Here is an 18,978-nt window from a genome sequence, read left to right on the forward strand (position 1 = left end):
AAAATGTGCGTGAAAATTACACCGCTGTCGTTAAAGATGGAAAGGAACGCGATTCGCCCTCGGCGGACCGCATTACATTCCTCGTTTAATGCACGTGCAGACTTAAAGTAGCGAAAGGTGAGACCAACTCACATGATCTCTTCCAATAACAATCTCGCGGATATCAAGGTCGTCGGCGTCGGCGGTGGCGGCGTCAACGCCGTGAACCGCATGATCGAAGAAGGCCTCAAGGGCGTGCAGTTCGTCGCCATCAACACGGACTCCCAGGCCCTCATCTTCTCTGACGCAGATACCAAGCTCGACATTGGCCGTGAGGCCACCCGCGGCCTCGGTGCCGGCGCTAACCCTGAGGTAGGCAAGACCTCCGCAGAAGACCACAAGTCCGAAATTGAAGACGCCCTCGAGGGCTCCGATATGGTCTTCGTGACTGCCGGCGAGGGTGGCGGCACCGGCACCGGTGCTGCTCCGGTCGTGGCGTCTATCGCGAAGAAAATGGGTGCGCTGACCGTCGGTGTTGTCACCCGCCCGTTCAAGTTCGAAGGTGCTCGCCGCACCCGCCAGGCCATGGCCGGTATTGAGGAGCTGCGCGAGGTCTGCGATACCCTCATCGTCATCCCAAACGATCGCCTGATGCAGCTCGGTGGGGAAGAACTCTCCATCGTTGAGGCTTTCCGCGCTGCCGATGAGGTGCTGCACAATGGCGTGCAGGGTATTACCAACCTGATCACCATCCCGGGCATGATCAACGTCGACTTTGCGGACGTCCGCTCCGTCATGTCCGATGCCGGTTCTGCGCTTATGGGTATCGGTTTCGCCCGCGGCGATAACCGCGCAATGACTGCCGCTGAGCAGGCCATTAATTCCCCGCTGCTGGAATCCACGATGGAAGGCGCCAAGGGCGTGCTGCTTTCCATTGCTGGTGGCTCCGACCTTGGCCTGCACGAGGTTAATGCCGCCGCCTCCATGGTGGAAGAGCGCGCCGATGAGGACGTCAACCTCATTTTCGGCACCATCATTGATGACACCATGGGCGATGAGATTCGCATTACCATCATTGCTACTGGTTTTGACGCCGAGGCCAACATGGCTCAGGCTGCTGCCGATCAGCAGCCGCAACAGGAACAGCGCAAGCCGGGTTCTCTTTTTGACAATCGTCAGCGCGAGAATGCAGAGTCCGTCACCCCGGCGCCGGCGCAGCCTGCTGCCGCTCAGCCGGTACAGGATGACTACTCCCCGCGCCACTCCTATGAGCCGCGCGCCGGCCAGGAGCGAGAGCACTACACCCCGCAGCGCCCTGCCGAGGAGCGTCGCCCAGAATCTAGCGGTCTGTTCACCAACTCTGATCGTTTCTCCCGCGAGGAACGCCGCGATGACTACCGTTTGTCCCGCCCGTCCCAGCGTCGTGACGATGACGGCGACGACGATCTGGACGTGCCTTCCTTCATGCGCTAAGCGCAAAGCGCTACGCTGGTGTGCATGCCAGTAAACGAGGAACATCGCACCACACGCCCCGTCCGCATGGTTTTTACTAGCCGTGCTGGCGGGGCGTCTGCTATTCCATACGACTCCTTCAACTTGGGGCACCATGTTGGCGATGACCCCGCCGCGGTTGCCGCTAACCGCGAGCGCCTGAAGCGCGTGACCGGTCTGGACGACATCGTGTGGATGGAACAGCTGCACACCAATACCGTCACCGTCGTCGATGGTCCACAGGACGAGCCCGTGCCAGCCACAGACGCAATTGTCACCACCCAGCGACGCCTCGGGCTAGGCGTTCTCGTTGCGGATTGCACGCCGGTGCTGCTTGTCGACGTCGCCGCTGGCGTCATTGCTGCCGCCCACGCCGGCCGCTTGGGCGCCCGCAACGGCATTGTGGTCAATACCGTGCGCGAAATGCAGAAGCTTGGCGCACAGCCCGAGCGCATTCAGGTGGTTATGGGGCCGGCTGCTTTGGGAAAGAATTATGAAGTGCCCGAGGAAATGGCCACTGACGTCGAGCGTCGCCTGCCCGGCTCCAAGACTCGGACGTCGAAGGGCACGTGGGGCATCGATGTGCGCGCAGGGCTGATTCGCCAGCTCATGGGGCTAGGTATCACCGCGATTGAATCCGACCCGCGCTGCACCATTGAAGACGAAGACTTCTTTTCCTATCGGCGCGAAGGAACCACCGGCCGCCAGGCTGGACTAATTTGGTTGGAGGCTAAGTAATGTCAGACCGAAAGGCACAGCTAGAACACAACCTATCGGACACCCGTGCCGAGATTGAAAGGCTAGCAGCGCAGTCAGGGCGGAAACCGCCGCAGCTGTTGCCGGTGACGAAATTTCACCCAGCTGCGGATATTTCCCTGCTGGCAGATCTAGGAGTTACCGACGTCGCCGAAAACCGGGAACAAGAGGCCCGTGCCAAGGCCGCTGAGCTGCCGCAGCTGCGTTTCCACATGATTGGCCAAATCCAGACCAAGAAAGCCAACCATGTAGCCCGATGGGCGGCCAGCGTGCATTCGCTTGATTCCCTCAAACTCGCCCACGCACTGGAGCGAGGCGTTTCCTTAGCCAAGGAACGAGGCGAGCGCGAAGGTAATCTGCCAGTTTTCATCCAAGTCTCCGTCGACGGCGATGGGGCTCGTGGTGGTGTAACTCCAGACGTACTCGATGAGGTCGTGCGTGCCGTAGAAGACGCGCAGCACTTGGAACTTGCCGGACTCATGGTTGTTCCGCCTCTCGACGCCGACGCAGGTGAGGTATTCCGGAACGTGCGTGGAGAGGTAGATCGCTTATCGTCTGATCTCAATCGACCGCTGAAAATGTCTGCTGGCATGAGTGCGGACATGGCCGAGGCAATTGCTGCGGGCAGCGATATCGTGCGTGTCGGAACCAGCATCATGGGACCGCGGCCAGTAGGTTAAAAACATCGCAAAAGCGCATTTCACAGCGTAAATCACATGAGTCACACCAGACACATTTTACGCGTTTAGACTTGTACAAATTTAGGTCAGAGGGAGACCCAAAAATGTCATTCATTGATAAGACGAAGGATTTCTTCGGGCTGGGCCCGGTGGATATCGAAGAAGACGATGCCTACTACAACGAGGAGCCGCGTTACTCCGAAAATAGCTCCTCGGCCTACGCACCTCGCCGCGCCCCGCAGTCCTATGAGCCGGCGCCAGTACACGAGGAATTCGTTCCGACTATCGTGGCTATTTCGTTGACGTCTTTCAATGATGCCGCCAAGGTAGGCGAGCCCTTCCGCGACGGTGATGCTGTGGTCTTCGAGTTGACTGACGCCGAAAAGGCCACCGCCAAGCGTTTCATCGACTTCGCTGCCGGTCTCTGCTTCGGCCTGGAGGGCCGTATGCTCAACCTCACCAAGGGCATGGACACTGAGCGCAAAGTCTTTTCCATCGTGCCTAAGTCTGCAGACATTGCAAAGCACGAACTCGAGCGTGCCGCAGGCCTGCGCTAGAGCGGCACGGTTCATTTAGCCCCCGCGGGGTGCCGATTGGGCACCCGCGGGGGTTTATTCGATAGGCTCGGTCATTGTGACACAACTCGGAATTATTCTTATCCTGCTCGTGCGGATCTACACGTGGGTGCTCATCGCCCGCATCATTATTGAGATGATCCAGTCCTTCTCGCGGCAGTTCAACCCTCCACGCTGGTTCATGGTTATAGCGGAGCCTTTGTTTGTAATTACGGACCCGCCGGTCAAGGCGTTGCGGCGCCTGATCCCGCCCCTGCAAATGGGTGGCATAGCGCTTGATGTATCGGTGCTTGTACTGTTCGTCTTGCTCTCGATACTCACACTGATCTTGCAGATGATTTTTCTGACTTAACACCCCCGTCGCCTCGAAACCTGTGGTAAACGTTGAGACTCGGCGGGGCGTCGATTATTGTGGGCGTTTGGTTACGATAAATCGCGATAACCCGTATTATGAACCACATGTACCTTTGTGGGGAAGGTTTAGTTAGACCTGAACCGCACTCCTAAGGCCCTGGAAGCTCCGGGGTTGTACCAACCTGAAGGGGAAGAGAAGACATGCCACTGTCACCAGCTGATGTTCACAACGTCGCGTTCAGCAAGCCGCCGATTGGCAAGCGCGGCTACAACGAAGACGAGGTGGATCAGTTCCTCGACCTCGTAGAGGACGCCCTTGCCCAGTTGCAGGATGAGAACGAAGACCTGCAGGCGCAGGTTAGCGATCTGAACTCCCAGGCCAAGGCGGGTGCTGGCGCCGGTGCTGCTGGTACCGCAACTGCGGCTTCCACCCGCACCGATGAGGCTGCGCTGCGCAAGGAGATTGAGGCTAAGCTGCGCGCCGAGTACGAAACCAAGCTGGCGGACTCCAAGTCCGAGGTTTCCCGTGCCAAGGAAGAGACCAAGAAGGCACAGGAGCAGGTTAAGGCAGCTCAGGCTGAGGCTTCCAAGGCACAGGCGTCTGGCTCCGCTGCTGCTTCCTCTTCCGCAGACCTGAAGGTAGCCCGCGATGAGGCGGCTCAGGCCAAGAAGGACGCCGAGGCAGCTCGCGCTGAGGCAGCCCAGGCAAAGAAGGACCTCGAGGCTTCCAAGAAGGAAAACGAAGAACTGAAGAAGTCCGCTTCCGCAGCTGGTTCCTCCAAGGCTGGTGCAGCGGCTGCGGGTATCGCAGGTGCTGGTGCTGCTCAGACCGCCGATGGCCTGGCTACCCCAGAAACCCACATGCAGGCTGCCCGCGTTCTGGGGCTGGCACAGGAGATGGCAGACCGCCTGACCTCCGAGGCTCGTGCGGAGTCCGAGTCCATGCTGTCCGAGGCACGCACTGCCGCTGAGAAGCAGCTGGCCGATGCAGATTCCCGCTCCAAGGCACAGCTTGCCGACGCCCAGAAGAAGTACGACGCCCAGCTGCAGGATGCAGATTCCCGCTCCAAGAAGCTGATATCTGACGCTGAGGCTAAGGCAAAGCAGACCGAGTCTGATGCTTCCTCCCGCGCTGAGGCACAAATCCGCCAGGCAGAGGAGAAGGCCGCTTCGCTGCAGGCCGATGCCGAGCGCAAGCACACCGAGGTTATGAACACCGTCAAACAGCAGCAGACCGCACTGGAGGCTCGCATCTCCGAGCTGCGCACCTTCGAGCGTGAGTACCGCACTCGCCTGAAGACCCTCCTCGAGTCTCAGCTGGAAGAGTTGGCTACCCGCGGCACCGCCGCACCGAACGGCGAGGCTGGCAACAATTAAGCCACCCCGTTCTTCGTAGCGCCTCCGCCACCGCGGCGGGGGCGCTATTGTTGTTTTAGACCGTCGTGCTTTAGCCCGCTCCTACCGAAAGGAACCACTGTGCTCGTTGCCGCTTTAGTTCTCGCCCTCGTGGCATTCGTGGCCTTGGTCAACTTCGTTATCTCGGGAGCCGACTGGTCGTTGTATATCGTTTTCGCCGCTGCTGGACTCGGACTCGTGTGTTTCATCCTGGACTGGGCGCATAAGCATCGCGCTGACAAAGCCCAAGCAACTGAATCCCCCGAACAAGAGGCTCTGCGCGCGGCCTTCCGCGAGGACTAACGCCGCGAGACCGCAAGCTTTCGGTTGCAGGCATGCCAATAAGGCGCACGAAGCGCCTTATTTCGCAGTCGGGTTCTAGCAATCGGGCGGTTGCCACTGAATCTGTCCGTTGGTACGGGCAAGTCGCCCGCGCAGCGGAGGGGCATTGGGATCGTCATCGTTGGCGCCATTGTGGTACGCGCAAGCTGTGGATAAGTTCGCGATATTGGTCAATCCACCGTGCAACCACGGCTCCAGATGGTGAATTTGGCATTCGTCGGCAGGCTTAGCGCAGCGCGGCCATGGGCATACCGGGTTTTCCGCGCCCGCCATCAACCGCTGCTTTGTATTGGCGAAGCGCTCCGTGCGGTACAGGTTCACCGCGCCTTCATAGGGGCTCAGCAGGGTAATGAGCCCCTGCTCCTTTAATGCGCGGCGCACATATTGCGCACCCGTAAGCGTTGCTCCGTTGGTCATCTGCAAGGTGATTTCTTCACCGTCACCGTTGACGATGCGCACGTAGTCCTCCAGCTGCACGATGACGTTGGTTACCACGGTGCTTCGTTGCCCCGTATTGTTGCCGAAGAAGGTATCTTCCACCACATCCAGCGGCTTTTTATCCTGGTTTTCCACCGCCGCGTGGAGGTCCGCAATAAACGAAGACGAGCCATCGATCGCTAGCGTCCACGGCGCATCCTTGCGTCTGATGATGCGTACACCAGGCTTCACCTTGCGCTTTTTCTTCGGGACCTTGGACTGGGCCAGCTTTTCTAGCGCCCCTGCTGTGGCCTTGGTGGTGCATAGCTGTTCGCGGAGGACCCAGGCGTCAAAAAGCGTAGGCATCTTGCGCGCATACTTTTCAATGATGGATAAAGCAACGATGGAATGCCCATTGTGCTGGGCACCTTCGATAGCACGACGACGCTTCCTAGTGAACTTGGTCGTGCCGCAGTACGCCTCTTTTAGCAATGCCAACTCGCGGGCCGTTTTTTCAGCGGCGCCTCGCGCGCAGAGGTCGTCCTCAGACATGCCTGCGCACCCGAGGACGATGTCCATCCCGGGTGCCATGGCTGCGAGGTAAGTATCTAGCGCGTTCACGATTCACAATTTATTTCCCCGCGCAAGCCCCCACAAGGGAAAATTTTTAGCCTGTGGATAACTTCTTGTGTACGAAGATTCTGGGGCGCTATACTGTGGCCTACACGCAGTGATCCGGCCATCACCGGGGAGCAATTCAGAAGAACAGCCAGTGTGGCCCAGTAGAACTGAACGGGTGGGACCGTCAACTCCTTCACCGAAACGAAGCGGAGCCTTCGGGCTCAAGCAGGGTGGTACCGCGAGCCTTGATGGCGCGTCCCTGCACCGTGTTAAGAGTGAAGGATAATTATGGCGAAAAAGGTTTACCCCAAGGTCGACATGACTGGCGGCTCCAGCCGCTTCCCAGATATGGAAGAGGAAGTCCAGAAGTACTGGAAGCAGGATGATACCTTCCAGGCTTCGCTAGAAAAGACCAAGGACTGCCCAGAGTACATCTTTTATGATGGCCCTCCATTCGCAAATGGCTTGCCGCACTATGGCCACCTGTTGACCGGTTATGTGAAGGATATCGTCCCGCGCTATCGCACCATGGCTGGCAATTACGTGCCTCGTGTCTTCGGTTGGGATACCCACGGTCTGCCCGCCGAGCTGGAGGCGGAAAAGCAGCTGGGTATCACTGAAAAGGCGCAGATCGAGGACATGGGCTTGGAAAAGTTCAATGAATACTGCGCCAAGTCCGTGCTGGAGTACACCGACGAGTGGGAAGAGTACGTCAACCGCCAGGCCCGCTGGGTGGACTTTGAAAACGGCTACAAGACCATGGATATCGACTACATGGAATCGGTCATGTGGGCGTTCAAGGAGCTTTATGACAAGGGCTTGATCTACAAGGGCTTCCGCGTCCTGCCGTACTCTTGGGCGGAGCACACTTCTTTGTCCAATCAGGAGACCCGCCTGGATGATTCCTATAAGATGCGCCAGGATCCGACCCTGACGGTTACCTTCCCAGTGGAGGGCGCGCGCGAGGGAAGCGCGGCAGAAAAGACGTTGGCGGAACACCCTGCGCTTGCCGACGCCTCCTTCCTCGCCTGGACCACCACCCCTTGGACCTTGCCTTCGAACGAGGCCTTGGCGGTTCATCCAGAGGTTACCTACGTGCTCTTTAAGGCTACGGAGGGTGATTTCGCTGGCCGTACCTTCATCATGGCGGAAAACCTGCTGGCCACCCTGGAGAAGGAACTAGGGGCGGCCGAGGTGCTGGAGACCTTTACCGGCGCGCAACTCGAGGGCTTTACTTATGAGCCGATCTTCGGCTTCTTCCCGGATCTGCGCAACGCCTACCAGGTTTTGATCGCCGATTACGTCACCACGGAGGACGGCACCGGTGTGGTACACCAGGCTCCTGCGTTTGGTGAAGACGATATGAATACCACCAACCAGTACGACATCGAGCTGGTTATCCCAGTGGATGAGGACGGCAAGTTCACCTCGCAGGTTCCGCCGTATGAAGGCCAGCTGGTCTTTGATGCGAATAAGGACATCATTAAGGACCTGAAGGCTGCTGGGCGAGTGGTGCGCCACGTCACCATCGAGCACTCCTATCCGCACTCGTGGCGCTCGGGCGAGCCGCTTATCTACATGGCGCTGCCGGCGTGGTTCGTGAAGGTGACGGAGTTCCGCGACCGCATGGTGGAGCTTAACCACAAGGAGATTGAGTGGCTGCCGGAGCATATCCGGGATGGCCAGTTTGGAAAGTGGCTCGAGGGAGCGCGCGACTGGAATATCTCCCGTACCCGCTACTGGGGTGCACCTATCCCAGTGTGGATGTCCGATGATGACAACTATCCGCGCATGGATGTCTACGGCTCCTTGGACGAGCTGGAGCGCGATTTCGGTGTCCGTCCGGAGTCGCTGCACCGTCCGCATATCGACGAGTTGGTGCGCCCGAACCCGGATGATCCGACCGGTAAGTCGATGATGCGCCGCGTGCCAGACGTGCTGGATTGCTGGTTTGAGTCTGGCTCGATGCCGTTTGCGCAAAAGCACTACCCATTCGAAAACAAGGAATGGTTTGAAACCCACTCGCCGTCCGACTTCATTGTGGAGTACTCCGGTCAGACGCGTGGTTGGTTCTATGTGATGCACGCGCTGTCCACCGCGCTTTTTGATCGCCCGGCGTATAAGAAGGTCGTGGCCCACGGCATCGTGCTGGGCAACGATGGCCTTAAGATGTCTAAGTCAAAGGGCAATTATCCGAACGTCAACGAGGTCTTTGATCGCGATGGTTCGGATGCCATGCGTTGGTTCTTGATGTCCTCGCCTATCCTGCGCGGAGGCAACCTCATCGTGACCGAGCAGGGCATTCGCGAGGGCGTGCGCCAGGCTATCCTGCCTATCTGGAATGCCTATACCTTCCTGCAGCTCTACGCAGAGAAGGAAGCAAAGTTCGACACCAGCTCCGCGCATGTTTTGGACCGCTATATCTTGGCTAAGACCCACGATGTCGTGGCCAATGTCAACGCGGCGCTTGCCGATACCGATATCGCCACGGCAACCGAAGAGGTGCGCCTGTTTGCCGACGTCCTTACCAACTGGTACGTCCGTCGCTCGCGCGATCGTTTCTGGGAGGGCGAGGACGCCCATCCTGAGGCGTTTAATACCCTGTACACCGTGCTGGAGACTGTGACTCGCGTGGTGGCACCGCTGCTACCGCACGTGGCGGAGGTTATCTACCGCGGGCTTACCGGTGAGCGTTCGGTGCACTTGGCAGACTACCCGCAGGCCGCGGATTACCCGTCTGATGCAGATCTCGTCTCTGCGATGGATGCGACCCGCGCGGTGGCCTCGGCAGCGTCCTCGGTGCGCAAGTCCAATAAGCTGCGCAACCGCTTGCCGCTGCCGAAGCTGACGGTGGCCCTCGACGGGGCGCAGCGCCTGGCAGACTTTGTCGATATCATTCGCGACGAGGTCAATGTCAAGGAAGTTGAGCTTACTGACGACGTCGATTCGGTAGGCACCTTCCAGGTTGTCTGTAACGCGAAGGTCGCTGGCCCGCGCTTGGGCAAGGACGTGCAGCGCGCCATCAAGAACCTCAAGGCGGGCAACTACGAACGCCGCGGCGAAGAGGTTGTAGTGGACGGCGATATCGTGCTTGGCCCGGATGAGTACACCGAGCGCCTGCAGGCAGCGAATCCGAAGTCGACCGCGCGTATCGAAGGTCTTGACGGCCTGGTAGTACTCGATACCGAGGTGACCGAAGAGCTCGAGGCCGAAGGCTGGGCGGCGGACGTTATCCGCGGCCTCCAGGATGCCCGCAAGGCTTCTGGGTTCGAGGTCTCGGACCGCATCGCGGCCGTACTCTCTGTCCCCGAGGAGAAGAAGGCCTGGGCGGAGCGTCACGCCGACCACATCGCCGGTGAAGTGCTCGCCACCGATTTCCAGGTGACCACCGAGGCGCTCGATGGTGCGGATGTGCACGAGGTGGTGAAGGGGGTTAGCGCTACCGTCGTCAAGCAGTAGCGCGTACGTTGCCACCTAAAAAATGATTGCCCAGCCAGTGCGGCTGGGCAATTTTTATGAGTGATAGGACTTAACGGACCGGGCCAGGCAGGTGGGCGCGCCAACCGAGGACCACGTTAATGAGGCAGCACACTGCGAGCACGGCGCCAATGAGGAATAGGGTGGTAAAGCCGACCAGCGGCGCGAGTGCGCTGAAGGCCATGGGGATAAAGAAGCCGGTATAGGACACCGAGTAGTAGACGGCGGTGAGGCCGGCGAGTTCTTCGGCGCGGGCGATGCGTTGGACCTCGGACAGACCGGCGACCAGGGCGAGGCCGTAGCCTGCGCCCATGACCGCCGCGCCGGCGATTCCGAGCGGCAGGGAGCGAGTATGGGAGGCAACCGCGCCGAGGATGGTGCCCACAGTGATAACGCCCATGGCAACTGCGGAAGCGCGGGCGGAGCGGCTGGTATCGATGACCTTGCCGAGCATCTGGATGCCGACGCCGCAGCCCAAGGTGATAACGGTCATCAGGCCCGAGAAAGCGATGGGGGCATCGCCGGCGGACTCGGATAAAAGCTGGGGCAGGAGGGCATAGGCGGCGCCAGCGCAGCCGAAGACCCACGGTGCGACTGGCAGGACAATGCGCACGAAGCGGCGGTGTGCTGCGGAGGGAATGTGCAGCATGCGCAGCATGTCGCGGATGCTTAAGTCAAGGAAGGTGTCTTTTACCGTGGCGCCACGCGGTGGGCGAGTCTCCGGTGTCTTCATCAACCAGATGGCGGTGGCAACCGTGAGGAGGATGTGCAGGATATACGCTAAGTGGGTGGGCCACGGACCCCACTGGGCAAGTACCGATGCGAGGCCGGCGCCGATGAGGAAACCTAAGGTCAGGCACATGGAGGCGTGGCGCGGCCCGGCAGCTGGATCGCCGCCAGCGCGGGTGATGAGCTCTGCCACCCATGTGGAGCCGACAGCCATGACGATGCCCAAAGCCAAGCCGCACATGATGCGGCCCACGGCGATGACGAGCGGCTCGTTCGGCGCGATGGATAACAGGAAAGAACCCAACAGTGACAGCGGCGCGGCAGGCAGCATCGTGGGGCGGCGGCCAATGTAGTCCGAAAGCGGGCCAGAAATCAGCAACGCCGGCACGATGCCGAGCACATAGGCGGCCAAGAGGCCATTGACGGTGACCTGCGAGAAGTGCGACTCCTCGCGGTACATAACTAGGAGAGGGGTGAACTCATTGCCGCCCCACGCGACAGCGACCATGCTGCCAGCGACGGGAAACCATGAGTGTTTGGCAAACTTTTCGGTCATAGTTGATTCCTCGAGTTGCTTAGGTGGGTGTCCAATGCGGAAAGGTAGGCGTCGAGGTCGCCGGCGCGGAGGGCATCGGCAAGCGTGCGGTGCTGATCCACGAAGGTGCGGGCGCGGGCTACGTTGCGGCCAATGGCCGTAGCGGTAAAACGCTGCTGGCGTTCGCGCAGCTGGTGTCCCAGCCCAGCCAGCAGGGTATTGGCACCGCCATCCATGATGATCTGGTGGAAACGCGCATCAAGATGCGTATAGGCATGCAGGTCTGCGCCATCCAACGCAGCGTCTTGTTCCGTGATGGTCGCGTCTAGCTGATCAGCGATGTCCGCGCGCTCGGTGTCAGGCATGGCGCAGATTTTCTCAGCGCAGTGCCTATCTACGAGCAAGCGTGCTTCATAGACCTCGCGAATTTCCTGCGGGCTGATCGGCACGATGAGCGCACCACGCCTGGGGTAGAGCTGTAGAAAGCCTTCGACCTCTAGGCGCAGGAAAGCCTCGTGCATTGGGGTGCGGCTAATTCCCATTTCGGTAGCCAGGGAGGCCTCGGAAAGCATCTGCGAGGGCTCGAAGGAACCGTCAATGATCTTCTCTTTGACGAAGTCATAGGCGCGCTCCGCGGCGGGCTGCATTCGTTCATTGGACATGCATCCATCTTGCATGCAAGCCTGCATGCAAGCAAAAATATGAGTGGGATTTGTGGGGAACGAATCTAGTAATACAAACGTGTGACGTGGCACGTATCAGGGTCGAAGAGTAAGCCGTGCCCCATGCCGACCCAGCCGATGAAGGGGGCGTCGGCAAGCGTGTGCGGGGTGTGGACGTGCCCAAGTATCCAGGCATCGGCCTCGCAGGCCTGTAGCTCAGCCACGGAAAGCGGTAGGCAGGTGCCTTTAGAAAACTCACCGGTGACGGAAGAATGTAGGAGGCCGAGGACGGGGCCGTTGCTGCGGCGGGGAGGAAGCTGGAGGCGGCGCGGGTCCGGATCGGTGGCCACCGCTGCGGTTAGAACCGTGGTGTTTCCTATGTGAAAGGTATGCACCTGCGTGCCGTGGACTGTGACCTCGGGCGGGAAGTCCAGGTTGTGGTGGGTATCGTGGTTGCCGGAAATGAAGCGGACTTCGCTGAACAGAGTGACAGCATGGGCCATAACGGTGCGGACCTGAGGTACAAACTCGGCCGAGTTAGCGTTACGGTCAATGATATCGCCCAAGCACACGCACGCCGTGGCCCCTCTATTGGCAGCAACCTCGAATGCCTGCAGGGCCCAGTCCACCCCAGGAGCGCCAGGGAGACCTAAGTGGAGATCTGAAAAGACGAAGATGCTAGCGGGCATGTGCGGCCTTTCGTTTGTGCTACCAAGACGAGGGGAAATACGTGCAATGGCGATTGTTTCCTCAGGGCTGTGGTGTCGATATCTTCGGCTCGGACAGTAAGGAGCGAGGCGAGTTGTGGACTCCGTGTGCAACTATGGAGGCTTCATAGGCTGAGGGTTACTTTCTGGAGAAAGTGTCTTTGAAAACCTAAATAGATGACTTTACGGGCGGGTGGCGGTGAGATGGAAGGAAATTAAAGCTTTAATTAACGGCATGCAAACATCCAGGAGTGCATGTGGAGGTACGCCTATTAGACTGGGCCGCATGCAACGCTGGGTTTTACATATCGACATGGACGCGTTTTTCGCCTCCGTCGAGCAGCTGACCCGGCCTACGCTGCAGGGGCGTCCCGTTTTGGTGGGAGGCACCAGTGGGCGCGGCGTGGTGGCCGGCGCCTCCTATGAGGCGCGCGAGTACGGCGCGCATTCGGCCATGCCGATGTATCGCGCGCAGCAGCTTGTTGGACTTCGCGCGGTGGTAGTGCAGCCGCGCCGGGCGGTGTATGCGGCGGCGTCGCGGCGCGTATTTGGCATCATCGCGCAACACGTGGAGGTCATCGAGCAGCTTTCCATCGATGAGGCCTTTATGGAACCCGCCGCCCTAGAAGGGGCGAGCGCGGAGGAGGTCAAGCGCTGGGCTGATGAGCTGCGCGGGCTCATTCGGGAAGAGACGGGTCTGCCGTGCTCCATTGGGGCGGGATCGGGCAAACAATTCGCCAAGATTGGATCGGGCGAAGCGAAGCCTGATGGCACCTTTGTTATCCCGGCGGAGCGCCAGCTAGATATGCTGCACCCCCTTGCGGTGAACAAGCTGTGGGGAGTCGGTCCGGTGACCGGGGCGAAGCTCAAGTCCATCGGCGTAGAAACCATTGGGCAGCTAGCGGCGATGACGCGCAAGGAAGTAGAGATTTCTATCGGCAGTGTGGTGGGGCTGCAGCTCTGGCAGCTGGCCCGCGGCATTGATGACCGTGAGGTGGCGCCGCGTGCTATTTCTAAGCAGATTTCTACCGAGCACACCTACCCGAAAGACTTGCAGACTGGCCCCGAGGTCGATGCAGCCATCACTCGCGCGGCGGAGGGCGCTCACCGTCGTTTGCTTAAGGACGGGCGCGGCGCGCGCACCGTAACGGTGAAGCTGCGCATGGCGGATTTTCATATCGAATCGCGCTCGACCACCTTGCCCTACGCGACTGACGACGCCGCCGTGCTTACCGCTGCCGCCTTCAAGCTTGCCCGCTACCCCGATGAGCTGGGGCCCATCCGCCTGGTAGGGGTGAGCTATTCCGGGCTAGAGGCCGCTCGCCAAGACGTGCTTTTTCCGGAGCTCGACCGTGAGATCGTGCGTCCTGCACCGGCGGATACGGACTATGAGACTGGGGTGAGCGACGACGCAACACCGGCCATTCCAGCGCCTACGGTAACGGTGGAAGAAGAAACCGATAGCCAGTGGCACGCTACGCAGGATGTTTTCCACCCCGATTACGGCCACGGTTGGATTCAAGGCGCCGGCCACGGGGTGGTGAGCGTGCGCTTTGAAACCCGCACCACGGGTCCCGGCCGCACCACATCCTTCGCGGCCGACGATCCCGCGCTCGTGCCAGCAGACCCGCTCGACTCACTGGATTGGCAGGACTGGCTGACCAGCGAGGACTAGCCCTCCTGGGTAAACAGCTCCGCCGGATCGGTGCCGGTGGCCAACGCCGCCGCGAGCAGGATTCGCGCTTGGCTCGGTCGGAACCATCCGGCGTTGATGGCACCACGTTTCCCCAGGCTTGCGCCACCACCGTCTCCACCGTAAGCCAGCGCCGTCGGGCCATAGGGTGTGCGGGTAGAAATGATGACAGGGAGGTCGGCGTGGAGGGCGTCGGCAAGCGCGCGGCCCATGTCCTCGCCCATATTTCCCGAGCCCATGGCCTCCACAATGAGACCGGAAGTGGGGGAGTTTACGGCGGCGTCGACCAGCAGGCGCCCCGCTCCCGGATAGGCGGGGATGATCTCGATACGCTGCGACGCCAGCGGGGCAGGATGCAAACGTGGGGTGGTGCCAGGAACGGGCAGTGACTCAAACCCGCGCAGTTCACTGGTGTGCCGCTTGCGCGCACCGCGCGCCGGGATGGTCTCGCCGCCGAAGCAGAGGAAAACCCCAGGGCGCCCGCTGGCCGCAATCTCGCGGGCAGCGCGCAGATTGGTGGGGCCGTCGGCCGCGGGGTGATCGTAGGCGCGCTGCGCGCCCGTAAGCACGATGGGTTTTGTGCCACTACAGAAAATCTCCAATGCTAGCGCGGTTTCCTCCATGGAGTCGGTGCCATGGGTGATGATCACGCCACCGATATCCTCGCGCGCGGTGTGCTCGTTGACCACCGCAATGAGCTCATCGAGGTCCGCCAAAGTAATAGATGACGAGTCGAGCTGGCGAAACTCCACTACCTCGGCGTCGATTTCAGCGGCGAGGTCCGCGCCGGAGACGGTGGGAACCAAGGAACCATCGGCCACGGTGGTGCACGCGATCGTGCCGCCGGTGGCGATCAAAGCAAGTCGGGTCATGCACCTAAGGTTAAAGAAATCTTCGCCCACGCGGCGGGCGCAGCCCGGAAAAAGCTGGTGCAGCTGTAAACTGATGGGAGTTTAGAACCCAGACGTGAGGAGTTAGAAGTGAAATTCCGCAAGTTTAGCGCCGCGTGCCTCGCACTGACCGCGGCCACCGCCCTGGCCGCCTGCTCTTCCGACGACGAGCAGGACGATACCGCCGCCACCAACACCGAGGCGCAGGAATCCGCCTCTTCCGACGGCGATTCCGCCGCCCCAGCGCTGCCGTCCCCGGCGGATCTCAACGCCATCTTGGCCAAGGCCACCGACCCGAACGCCTCTGAGCAGGAAAAGACCGCCACCGTGCAGGGCGGCGAGACCGCACCGGAAATCTTTGACACCATGGCACAGTCCAAGCAGGAATCCGGTGCCGAGTTCGAAGTCGTCGATCCTGTGCTTCCGGGCTATGACCCGCAGTCCGTGCTGACCACCGTGAACTTCACCACCGCTGACGGCCAGCAGCAGACCGCTGACCAGGTGGAGTTCGTGTACGAAGATGGCACCTGGAAGCTCTCCAAGGCGTGGGCTTGCACGCTCATCCAAAACACCGTGCCGCCGGAACAGGTTCCGGAGATGTGTGCAGATACCGGCGCCAGTGCCTCCGCACCCGCCCCGGCGCCGGCCGAGGGCGACGCTGCTCCGGCTGAAGGCGACGCCCCGGCTGCCGGCGCCGAGCAGGCGCCAGCTGAGGCCCCTGTGGAAGCCCCGGCCGAGTAACTAGGAAAAGTTCAGCTCCGTCAGGCTCGACTGCACCACGCGCAGCTGCGAGCCGGCGGCGCCATAAATGACCTTCGTATCGAAAGACACGTCACCGCCCACGGGCAGCGGCTTGCTCAGGTCTACCGTGATGGTGCCCTTGGACTGGGTGCTGGAGTCCACTACTTTGAGCTCCTTGTCCTCCAACTCCGTGCCCTGGGCCTGGCCTTCAAAGGACAGCGCGCCTAGCGACGGCCGCTGTTCTACCTCCACGTTGAGCTTGACCTGGTCGCCCTCGATGGAAGCGACCGTATAGCGCGTGGTCTGCAGCAGGGTGGACTCGCCGGTAACGCGCGAATCCACCGTCCAGCTCGCTCCCTTGCCTACCTCCTCGGTGGGGAAAACCACGGGTAGCGCCGTCAGCTTCATAATCGCCTGTTCGACGGCGCCGCGGGCTTCATCCGTGGCGTCCTGGGGTGCGGCCAAGCGCAAGGAATTCATCTGGCCGGTGTTTTGGCCACGCCAACCAAATTGGAATCCCTCTGCTGAGGAGATGTCTTTATCTCCGGTAGATTCCGGGGCTCCGGCCGTGACGAACGCATTGCGGGTAGCGGGCAGCTGATCTTCAACGTCCTCGCTAGCCTTATCTACCTTGGCCGATAGCGGCAGGGTAGTGGTGGTGGATTCGACGTCGGAGGCCTGAAACTTCTCGGCCGCGGACTTTTTGAGCAAGTCCTGCGAAAAACCCTCGGTAACGCGGTAGTTCACGTCCTGCGTGGAGTCGATATCCCGGTATTCCAGGAGCTTTTTCTCCCCGGTGCCGGGATTGTCCACGGTGACGCGTGGGGCGTCGATAGTCAGGCCCACGGGCTGTTCTACCGTGGGTCCCGGCTTTTCATAGGAACACGCCGTAAGCGCTACGGCGGCTGTGGTCAGGGCTGCAAAAACTTTGACTCGAAACACGCTTACCAAAATACCGGACGCTCCCGTTTAGAATAGAGCGGGTGAGTCAAAAACGAAGGAGCAAGACAGGACTTATCGCCGCGGTTGTCATCGCCGTGGCGCTGGTGGACCAAGCCGTGAAACAAATAATGCTCTCCATCCTTACGGAGGGCGAGCCCCTGGCGGTTATTGGGGATTGGTTCCGGTTTACCCTGCTTTTTAACCCTGGCGCCGCCTTTTCCATGGGCGGGGAGGGATCGACGTGGCTTTTTACCACCATCCAGCTGGTCTTTGTGCTCGGCGTGGCCATTGCCGCCCCGCGCATTACCCACTCCGGCCAGGCGGTGGGCCTAGCGCTCATTGCCGGTGGCGCGCTGGGTAATTTCGCCGACCGCATCTTCCGCGCCCCTGGCTTCTGGTTCGGGCACGTGGTGGACTATATTTCGGTCGGCTCTTTCGCCGTGTTCAATATCGCGGACGCGGCCATTACCTGCGGCGTGGTGATCTTCATCATCGCCATGGTGCTGGAGGAAAGGAAGGCCGAGCATGAATAGGCAGATGCGCAGCTTCCCCATTCCCGAAGGCCTAGAAGGCATGCGTGCCGACGCCGCCCTGGCCAAGCTCCTTGGCCTTTCCCGCAGCGCCACCGCGCAGTTGTGCGCCGAGGGCAGCGTGACCATCGATTCCCAGGAGCTGGGCAAGTCCGAGCGATTGATTTCCGGCAACGTGGTTTCGGTGCTTTTGCCGGAGCCAGAAAAGCCGTTGCTGCCGCGCGAAGAGCTGGTCGAGGGCATGGACGTGCTCTATAGCGATGCCGATATCATCTGCGTGCATAAGCCGGTGGGCGTGGCCGCGCACCCCAGCGTGGGCTGGGACGGGCCGACGGTGATCGGCGGGCTGCGCGCGGCCGGCTATACCGTGGCTTCGTCCGGGCCGACCGAGCGCCAAGGCATCGTGCACCGCCTCGATGTGGGTACGTCTGGCGTGATGGTCGTGGCTTCCTCGGAGCGCGCTTATTCCGCGCTCAAGCACGCCTTTAAGTACCGCAGCGTAAAAAAGACCTACCACGCTGTGGTGCAGGGCCTGCCGGATCCTATCGAGGGCACCGTTGATGCGCCCATCGGCCGCCACCCCAAGTCGGGCTGGAAATTTGCCGTGCTTGACGACGGCAAAGCGGCCGTCACCCATTACAGCCTCATCGAGGCCTTCCGCGAGGCCAGCCTCATCGAGGTGCACCTAGAGACCGGCCGCACCCACCAGATCCGCGTGCACATGTCCGCCACCGGCCACCCGTGCGTGGGCGATCCGATGTACGGCTCGGATCCGAACCTGGCTAAGCGCCTTGGGCTCCAGCGCCAGTGGCTGCACGCGGTAAAACTCGGCTTTACTCACCCCGGCACCAGCAAGTGGTTCGAGATTGCGGCGCCGTACCCGGCAGATCTCGAGCACGCCTTGGAGGTTTTGCGGGGATGAGGAAGGTCTACCGGCGGCGTCGGCTAGCGGCCTTGGCGGTGCTGACGGTGCTTTTCCTTGCCGCCCTTGCGCTCTTCGGTGCCTTGGGGACCCAGGCTTCTTCGCAGGTGCAAGGCGATCAGCTCGGCCCGGATGGCGAATCGCGAGCGGAGTATATTGCGCGCGTGGCAGGCAATGACATTCCAGACGCGCCTGCCTACGCCCTTGTCACCTTCGACGAGGACTTACCACCCGTAGCAGCCGCGGCCGCCGTTGCCGCAGCCCCGCGCATGGACGCTATCCTTATCGGCTCCACCGCCCCCATCGACGTCCCCGAACCGACCGCCGGCGAAGACCGCGCCGCCGTTATCCAGCGCGCTTTCGACCGCATCGGTGCCTCCTATGGGCAGCGTCCCACCGCGGTGAGCGCGGCCGTGGTGTGGGGGTCGGGCGCCCAGCTTGCCGACGTCGCCTCCACCCCCTCCGTCGCCGCCGTCGAGCCCGCACCTGCCGACGCCGCCTGGGGCAGCTTCGCCATCCGCCCTCCCAGCTAATATCGCC

General features: G+C 61.0%; 19 protein-coding genes. 13 read left to right on the forward strand and 6 right to left on the reverse strand.

What is annotated here, in order from left to right; all coding sequences use genetic code 11:
* Nucleotides 1-132 precede the first annotated feature (132 nt).
* The 7 genes from ftsZ (at nucleotide 133) to BKN05_RS02315 (ending at nucleotide 5,533) form a co-directional block, all read left to right on the forward strand.
* Nucleotides 133-1,452 (forward strand): cell division protein FtsZ, encoded by a 1,320-nt coding sequence (ftsZ, locus tag BKN05_RS02285; protein ID WP_198491693.1) that lies wholly within the window; start codon nucleotides 133-135, stop codon nucleotides 1,450-1,452.
* A 24-nt stretch (nucleotides 1,453-1,476) separates the two neighbouring features.
* On the forward strand, nucleotides 1,477-2,208 hold the full coding sequence (pgeF, locus tag BKN05_RS02290; RefSeq protein WP_286687856.1) for a peptidoglycan editing factor PgeF: 732 nt from the start codon (nucleotides 1,477-1,479) through the stop codon (nucleotides 2,206-2,208).
* Nucleotides 2,208-2,906, forward strand: a complete 699-nt coding sequence (locus tag BKN05_RS02295) for a YggS family pyridoxal phosphate-dependent enzyme (RefSeq protein ID WP_286687857.1) — start codon at nucleotides 2,208-2,210, stop codon at nucleotides 2,904-2,906. Before pgeF ends, BKN05_RS02295 begins: the two co-directional genes overlap by 1 nt.
* A gap of 104 nt (nucleotides 2,907-3,010) precedes the next feature.
* The gene (locus BKN05_RS02300; protein ID WP_049377643.1) at nucleotides 3,011-3,463 is read left to right on the forward strand and encodes a cell division protein SepF; all 453 of its coding nucleotides are present in this window, start codon (nucleotides 3,011-3,013) and stop codon (nucleotides 3,461-3,463) included.
* Between the two features lie 76 nt (nucleotides 3,464-3,539).
* Nucleotides 3,540-3,833, forward strand: coding sequence for a YggT family protein (locus tag BKN05_RS02305; protein ID WP_049377641.1), 294 nt, complete (start codon nucleotides 3,540-3,542; stop codon nucleotides 3,831-3,833).
* Between the two features lie 203 nt (nucleotides 3,834-4,036).
* Nucleotides 4,037-5,212, forward strand: a complete 1,176-nt coding sequence (locus BKN05_RS02310) for a DivIVA domain-containing protein (RefSeq protein WP_286687858.1) — start codon at nucleotides 4,037-4,039, stop codon at nucleotides 5,210-5,212.
* Nucleotides 5,213-5,311: 99 nt separating this feature from the next.
* Nucleotides 5,312-5,533, forward strand: a complete 222-nt coding sequence (locus BKN05_RS02315; protein ID WP_049377639.1) for a hypothetical protein — start codon at nucleotides 5,312-5,314, stop codon at nucleotides 5,531-5,533.
* A gap of 75 nt (nucleotides 5,534-5,608) precedes the next feature.
* Here the strand turns inward: BKN05_RS02315 and BKN05_RS02320 are convergent, their stop codons facing one another.
* The gene (locus BKN05_RS02320; protein ID WP_286687859.1) at nucleotides 5,609-6,610 is read right to left on the reverse strand and encodes an HNH endonuclease signature motif containing protein; all 1,002 of its coding nucleotides are present in this window, start codon (nucleotides 6,608-6,610) and stop codon (nucleotides 5,609-5,611) included.
* Nucleotides 6,611-6,898: 288 nt separating this feature from the next.
* On the opposite strand from BKN05_RS02320, the gene ileS reads away from it, so the two are divergent.
* Nucleotides 6,899-10,069, forward strand: coding sequence for an isoleucine--tRNA ligase (gene ileS / locus BKN05_RS02325; RefSeq protein WP_286687860.1), 3,171 nt, complete (start codon nucleotides 6,899-6,901; stop codon nucleotides 10,067-10,069).
* A 70-nt stretch (nucleotides 10,070-10,139) separates the two neighbouring features.
* Here the strand turns inward: ileS and BKN05_RS02330 are convergent, their stop codons facing one another.
* The 3 genes from BKN05_RS02330 to BKN05_RS02340 all read right to left on the reverse strand — a co-directional run bounded on the left by BKN05_RS02330 (nucleotide 10,140) and on the right by BKN05_RS02340 (nucleotide 12,702).
* Complete coding sequence (locus BKN05_RS02330) at nucleotides 10,140-11,372, reverse strand: MFS transporter (RefSeq protein ID WP_049377633.1); 1,233 nt, start codon at nucleotides 11,370-11,372, stop codon at nucleotides 10,140-10,142.
* Nucleotides 11,369-12,013 carry a GntR family transcriptional regulator gene (locus BKN05_RS02335; protein ID WP_286687861.1) on the reverse strand — a complete coding sequence of 215 codons (645 nt, stop codon included), beginning with the start codon at nucleotides 12,011-12,013 and terminating at the stop codon, nucleotides 11,369-11,371. Before BKN05_RS02335 ends, BKN05_RS02330 begins: the two co-directional genes overlap by 4 nt.
* Nucleotides 12,014-12,078: 65 nt before the next feature.
* Complete coding sequence (locus BKN05_RS02340; RefSeq protein WP_286687862.1) at nucleotides 12,079-12,702, reverse strand: metallophosphoesterase; 624 nt, start codon at nucleotides 12,700-12,702, stop codon at nucleotides 12,079-12,081.
* Nucleotides 12,703-13,006: 304 nt separating this feature from the next.
* On the opposite strand from BKN05_RS02340, the gene BKN05_RS02345 reads away from it, so the two are divergent.
* The gene (locus BKN05_RS02345; protein WP_286687863.1) at nucleotides 13,007-14,395 is read left to right on the forward strand and encodes a DNA polymerase IV; all 1,389 of its coding nucleotides are present in this window, start codon (nucleotides 13,007-13,009) and stop codon (nucleotides 14,393-14,395) included.
* Here BKN05_RS02345 and BKN05_RS02350 read toward each other — a convergent pair.
* Nucleotides 14,392-15,285 (reverse strand): asparaginase, encoded by an 894-nt coding sequence (locus BKN05_RS02350; RefSeq protein WP_198491684.1) that lies wholly within the window; start codon nucleotides 15,283-15,285, stop codon nucleotides 14,392-14,394. The genes BKN05_RS02345 and BKN05_RS02350 overlap by 4 nt on opposite strands.
* Nucleotides 15,286-15,393: 108 nt before the next feature.
* Here BKN05_RS02350 and BKN05_RS02355 point away from each other — a divergent pair, with 108 nt between their 5' ends.
* Entirely contained in the window at nucleotides 15,394-16,044 is a 651-nt protein-coding gene (locus tag BKN05_RS02355; protein WP_286687864.1) for a WKL family lipoprotein, read from the forward strand.
* Here the strand turns inward: BKN05_RS02355 and BKN05_RS02360 are convergent, their stop codons facing one another.
* Nucleotides 16,045-16,986, reverse strand: coding sequence for a hypothetical protein (locus tag BKN05_RS02360; RefSeq protein ID WP_286687865.1), 942 nt, complete (start codon nucleotides 16,984-16,986; stop codon nucleotides 16,045-16,047).
* 41 nt (nucleotides 16,987-17,027) lie between these two features.
* On the opposite strand from BKN05_RS02360, the gene lspA reads away from it, so the two are divergent.
* The 3 genes from lspA to BKN05_RS02375 are packed head-to-tail and all read left to right on the forward strand — an operon-like array spanning nucleotide 17,028 to nucleotide 18,971.
* Complete coding sequence (gene lspA, locus BKN05_RS02365; protein WP_049377622.1) at nucleotides 17,028-17,519, forward strand: signal peptidase II; 492 nt, start codon at nucleotides 17,028-17,030, stop codon at nucleotides 17,517-17,519.
* On the forward strand, nucleotides 17,512-18,438 hold the full coding sequence (locus tag BKN05_RS02370) for an RluA family pseudouridine synthase (RefSeq protein ID WP_286687866.1): 927 nt from the start codon (nucleotides 17,512-17,514) through the stop codon (nucleotides 18,436-18,438). The genes lspA and BKN05_RS02370 overlap by 8 nt, the downstream gene beginning before the upstream one ends.
* Nucleotides 18,435-18,971: a hypothetical protein gene (locus tag BKN05_RS02375; RefSeq protein WP_286687867.1), complete on the forward strand. Its 537-nt coding sequence runs from the start codon at nucleotides 18,435-18,437 to the stop codon at nucleotides 18,969-18,971. The genes BKN05_RS02370 and BKN05_RS02375 overlap by 4 nt, the downstream gene beginning before the upstream one ends.
* Nucleotides 18,972-18,978 lie beyond the last annotated feature (7 nt).

The organism is Corynebacterium sp. S5S1 (genome assembly GCF_001913985.1).
Classification (GTDB): Bacteria; Actinomycetota; Actinomycetes; order Mycobacteriales; family Mycobacteriaceae; genus Corynebacterium; species Corynebacterium marquesiae.

What these genes read in the sequence shown, in the direction of transcription:
- ftsZ (WP_198491693.1), top strand. Translation starts at nt 133, where the DNA reads ATGATCTCTTCCAATAACAATCTCGCGGATATCAAGGTCGTCGGCGTC.
- pgeF (WP_286687856.1), top strand. Translation starts at nt 1,477, where the DNA reads ATGCCAGTAAACGAGGAACATCGCACCACACGCCCCGTCCGCATGGTT.
- BKN05_RS02295 (WP_286687857.1), top strand. Translation starts at nt 2,208, where the DNA reads ATGTCAGACCGAAAGGCACAGCTAGAACACAACCTATCGGACACCCGT.
- BKN05_RS02300 (WP_049377643.1), top strand. Translation starts at nt 3,011, where the DNA reads ATGTCATTCATTGATAAGACGAAGGATTTCTTCGGGCTGGGCCCGGTG.
- BKN05_RS02310 (WP_286687858.1), top strand. Translation starts at nt 4,037, where the DNA reads ATGCCACTGTCACCAGCTGATGTTCACAACGTCGCGTTCAGCAAGCCG.
- ileS (WP_286687860.1), top strand. Translation starts at nt 6,899, where the DNA reads ATGGCGAAAAAGGTTTACCCCAAGGTCGACATGACTGGCGGCTCCAGC.
- BKN05_RS02330 (WP_049377633.1), bottom strand. Translation starts at nt 11,372, where the DNA reads ATGACCGAAAAGTTTGCCAAACACTCATGGTTTCCCGTCGCTGGCAGC.
- BKN05_RS02335 (WP_286687861.1), bottom strand. Translation starts at nt 12,013, where the DNA reads ATGTCCAATGAACGAATGCAGCCCGCCGCGGAGCGCGCCTATGACTTC.
- BKN05_RS02340 (WP_286687862.1), bottom strand. Translation starts at nt 12,702, where the DNA reads ATGCCCGCTAGCATCTTCGTCTTTTCAGATCTCCACTTAGGTCTCCCT.
- BKN05_RS02345 (WP_286687863.1), top strand. Translation starts at nt 13,007, where the DNA reads ATGCAACGCTGGGTTTTACATATCGACATGGACGCGTTTTTCGCCTCC.
- BKN05_RS02350 (WP_198491684.1), bottom strand. Translation starts at nt 15,285, where the DNA reads ATGACCCGACTTGCTTTGATCGCCACCGGCGGCACGATCGCGTGCACC.
- BKN05_RS02370 (WP_286687866.1), top strand. Translation starts at nt 17,512, where the DNA reads ATGAATAGGCAGATGCGCAGCTTCCCCATTCCCGAAGGCCTAGAAGGC.
- BKN05_RS02375 (WP_286687867.1), top strand. Translation starts at nt 18,435, where the DNA reads ATGAGGAAGGTCTACCGGCGGCGTCGGCTAGCGGCCTTGGCGGTGCTG.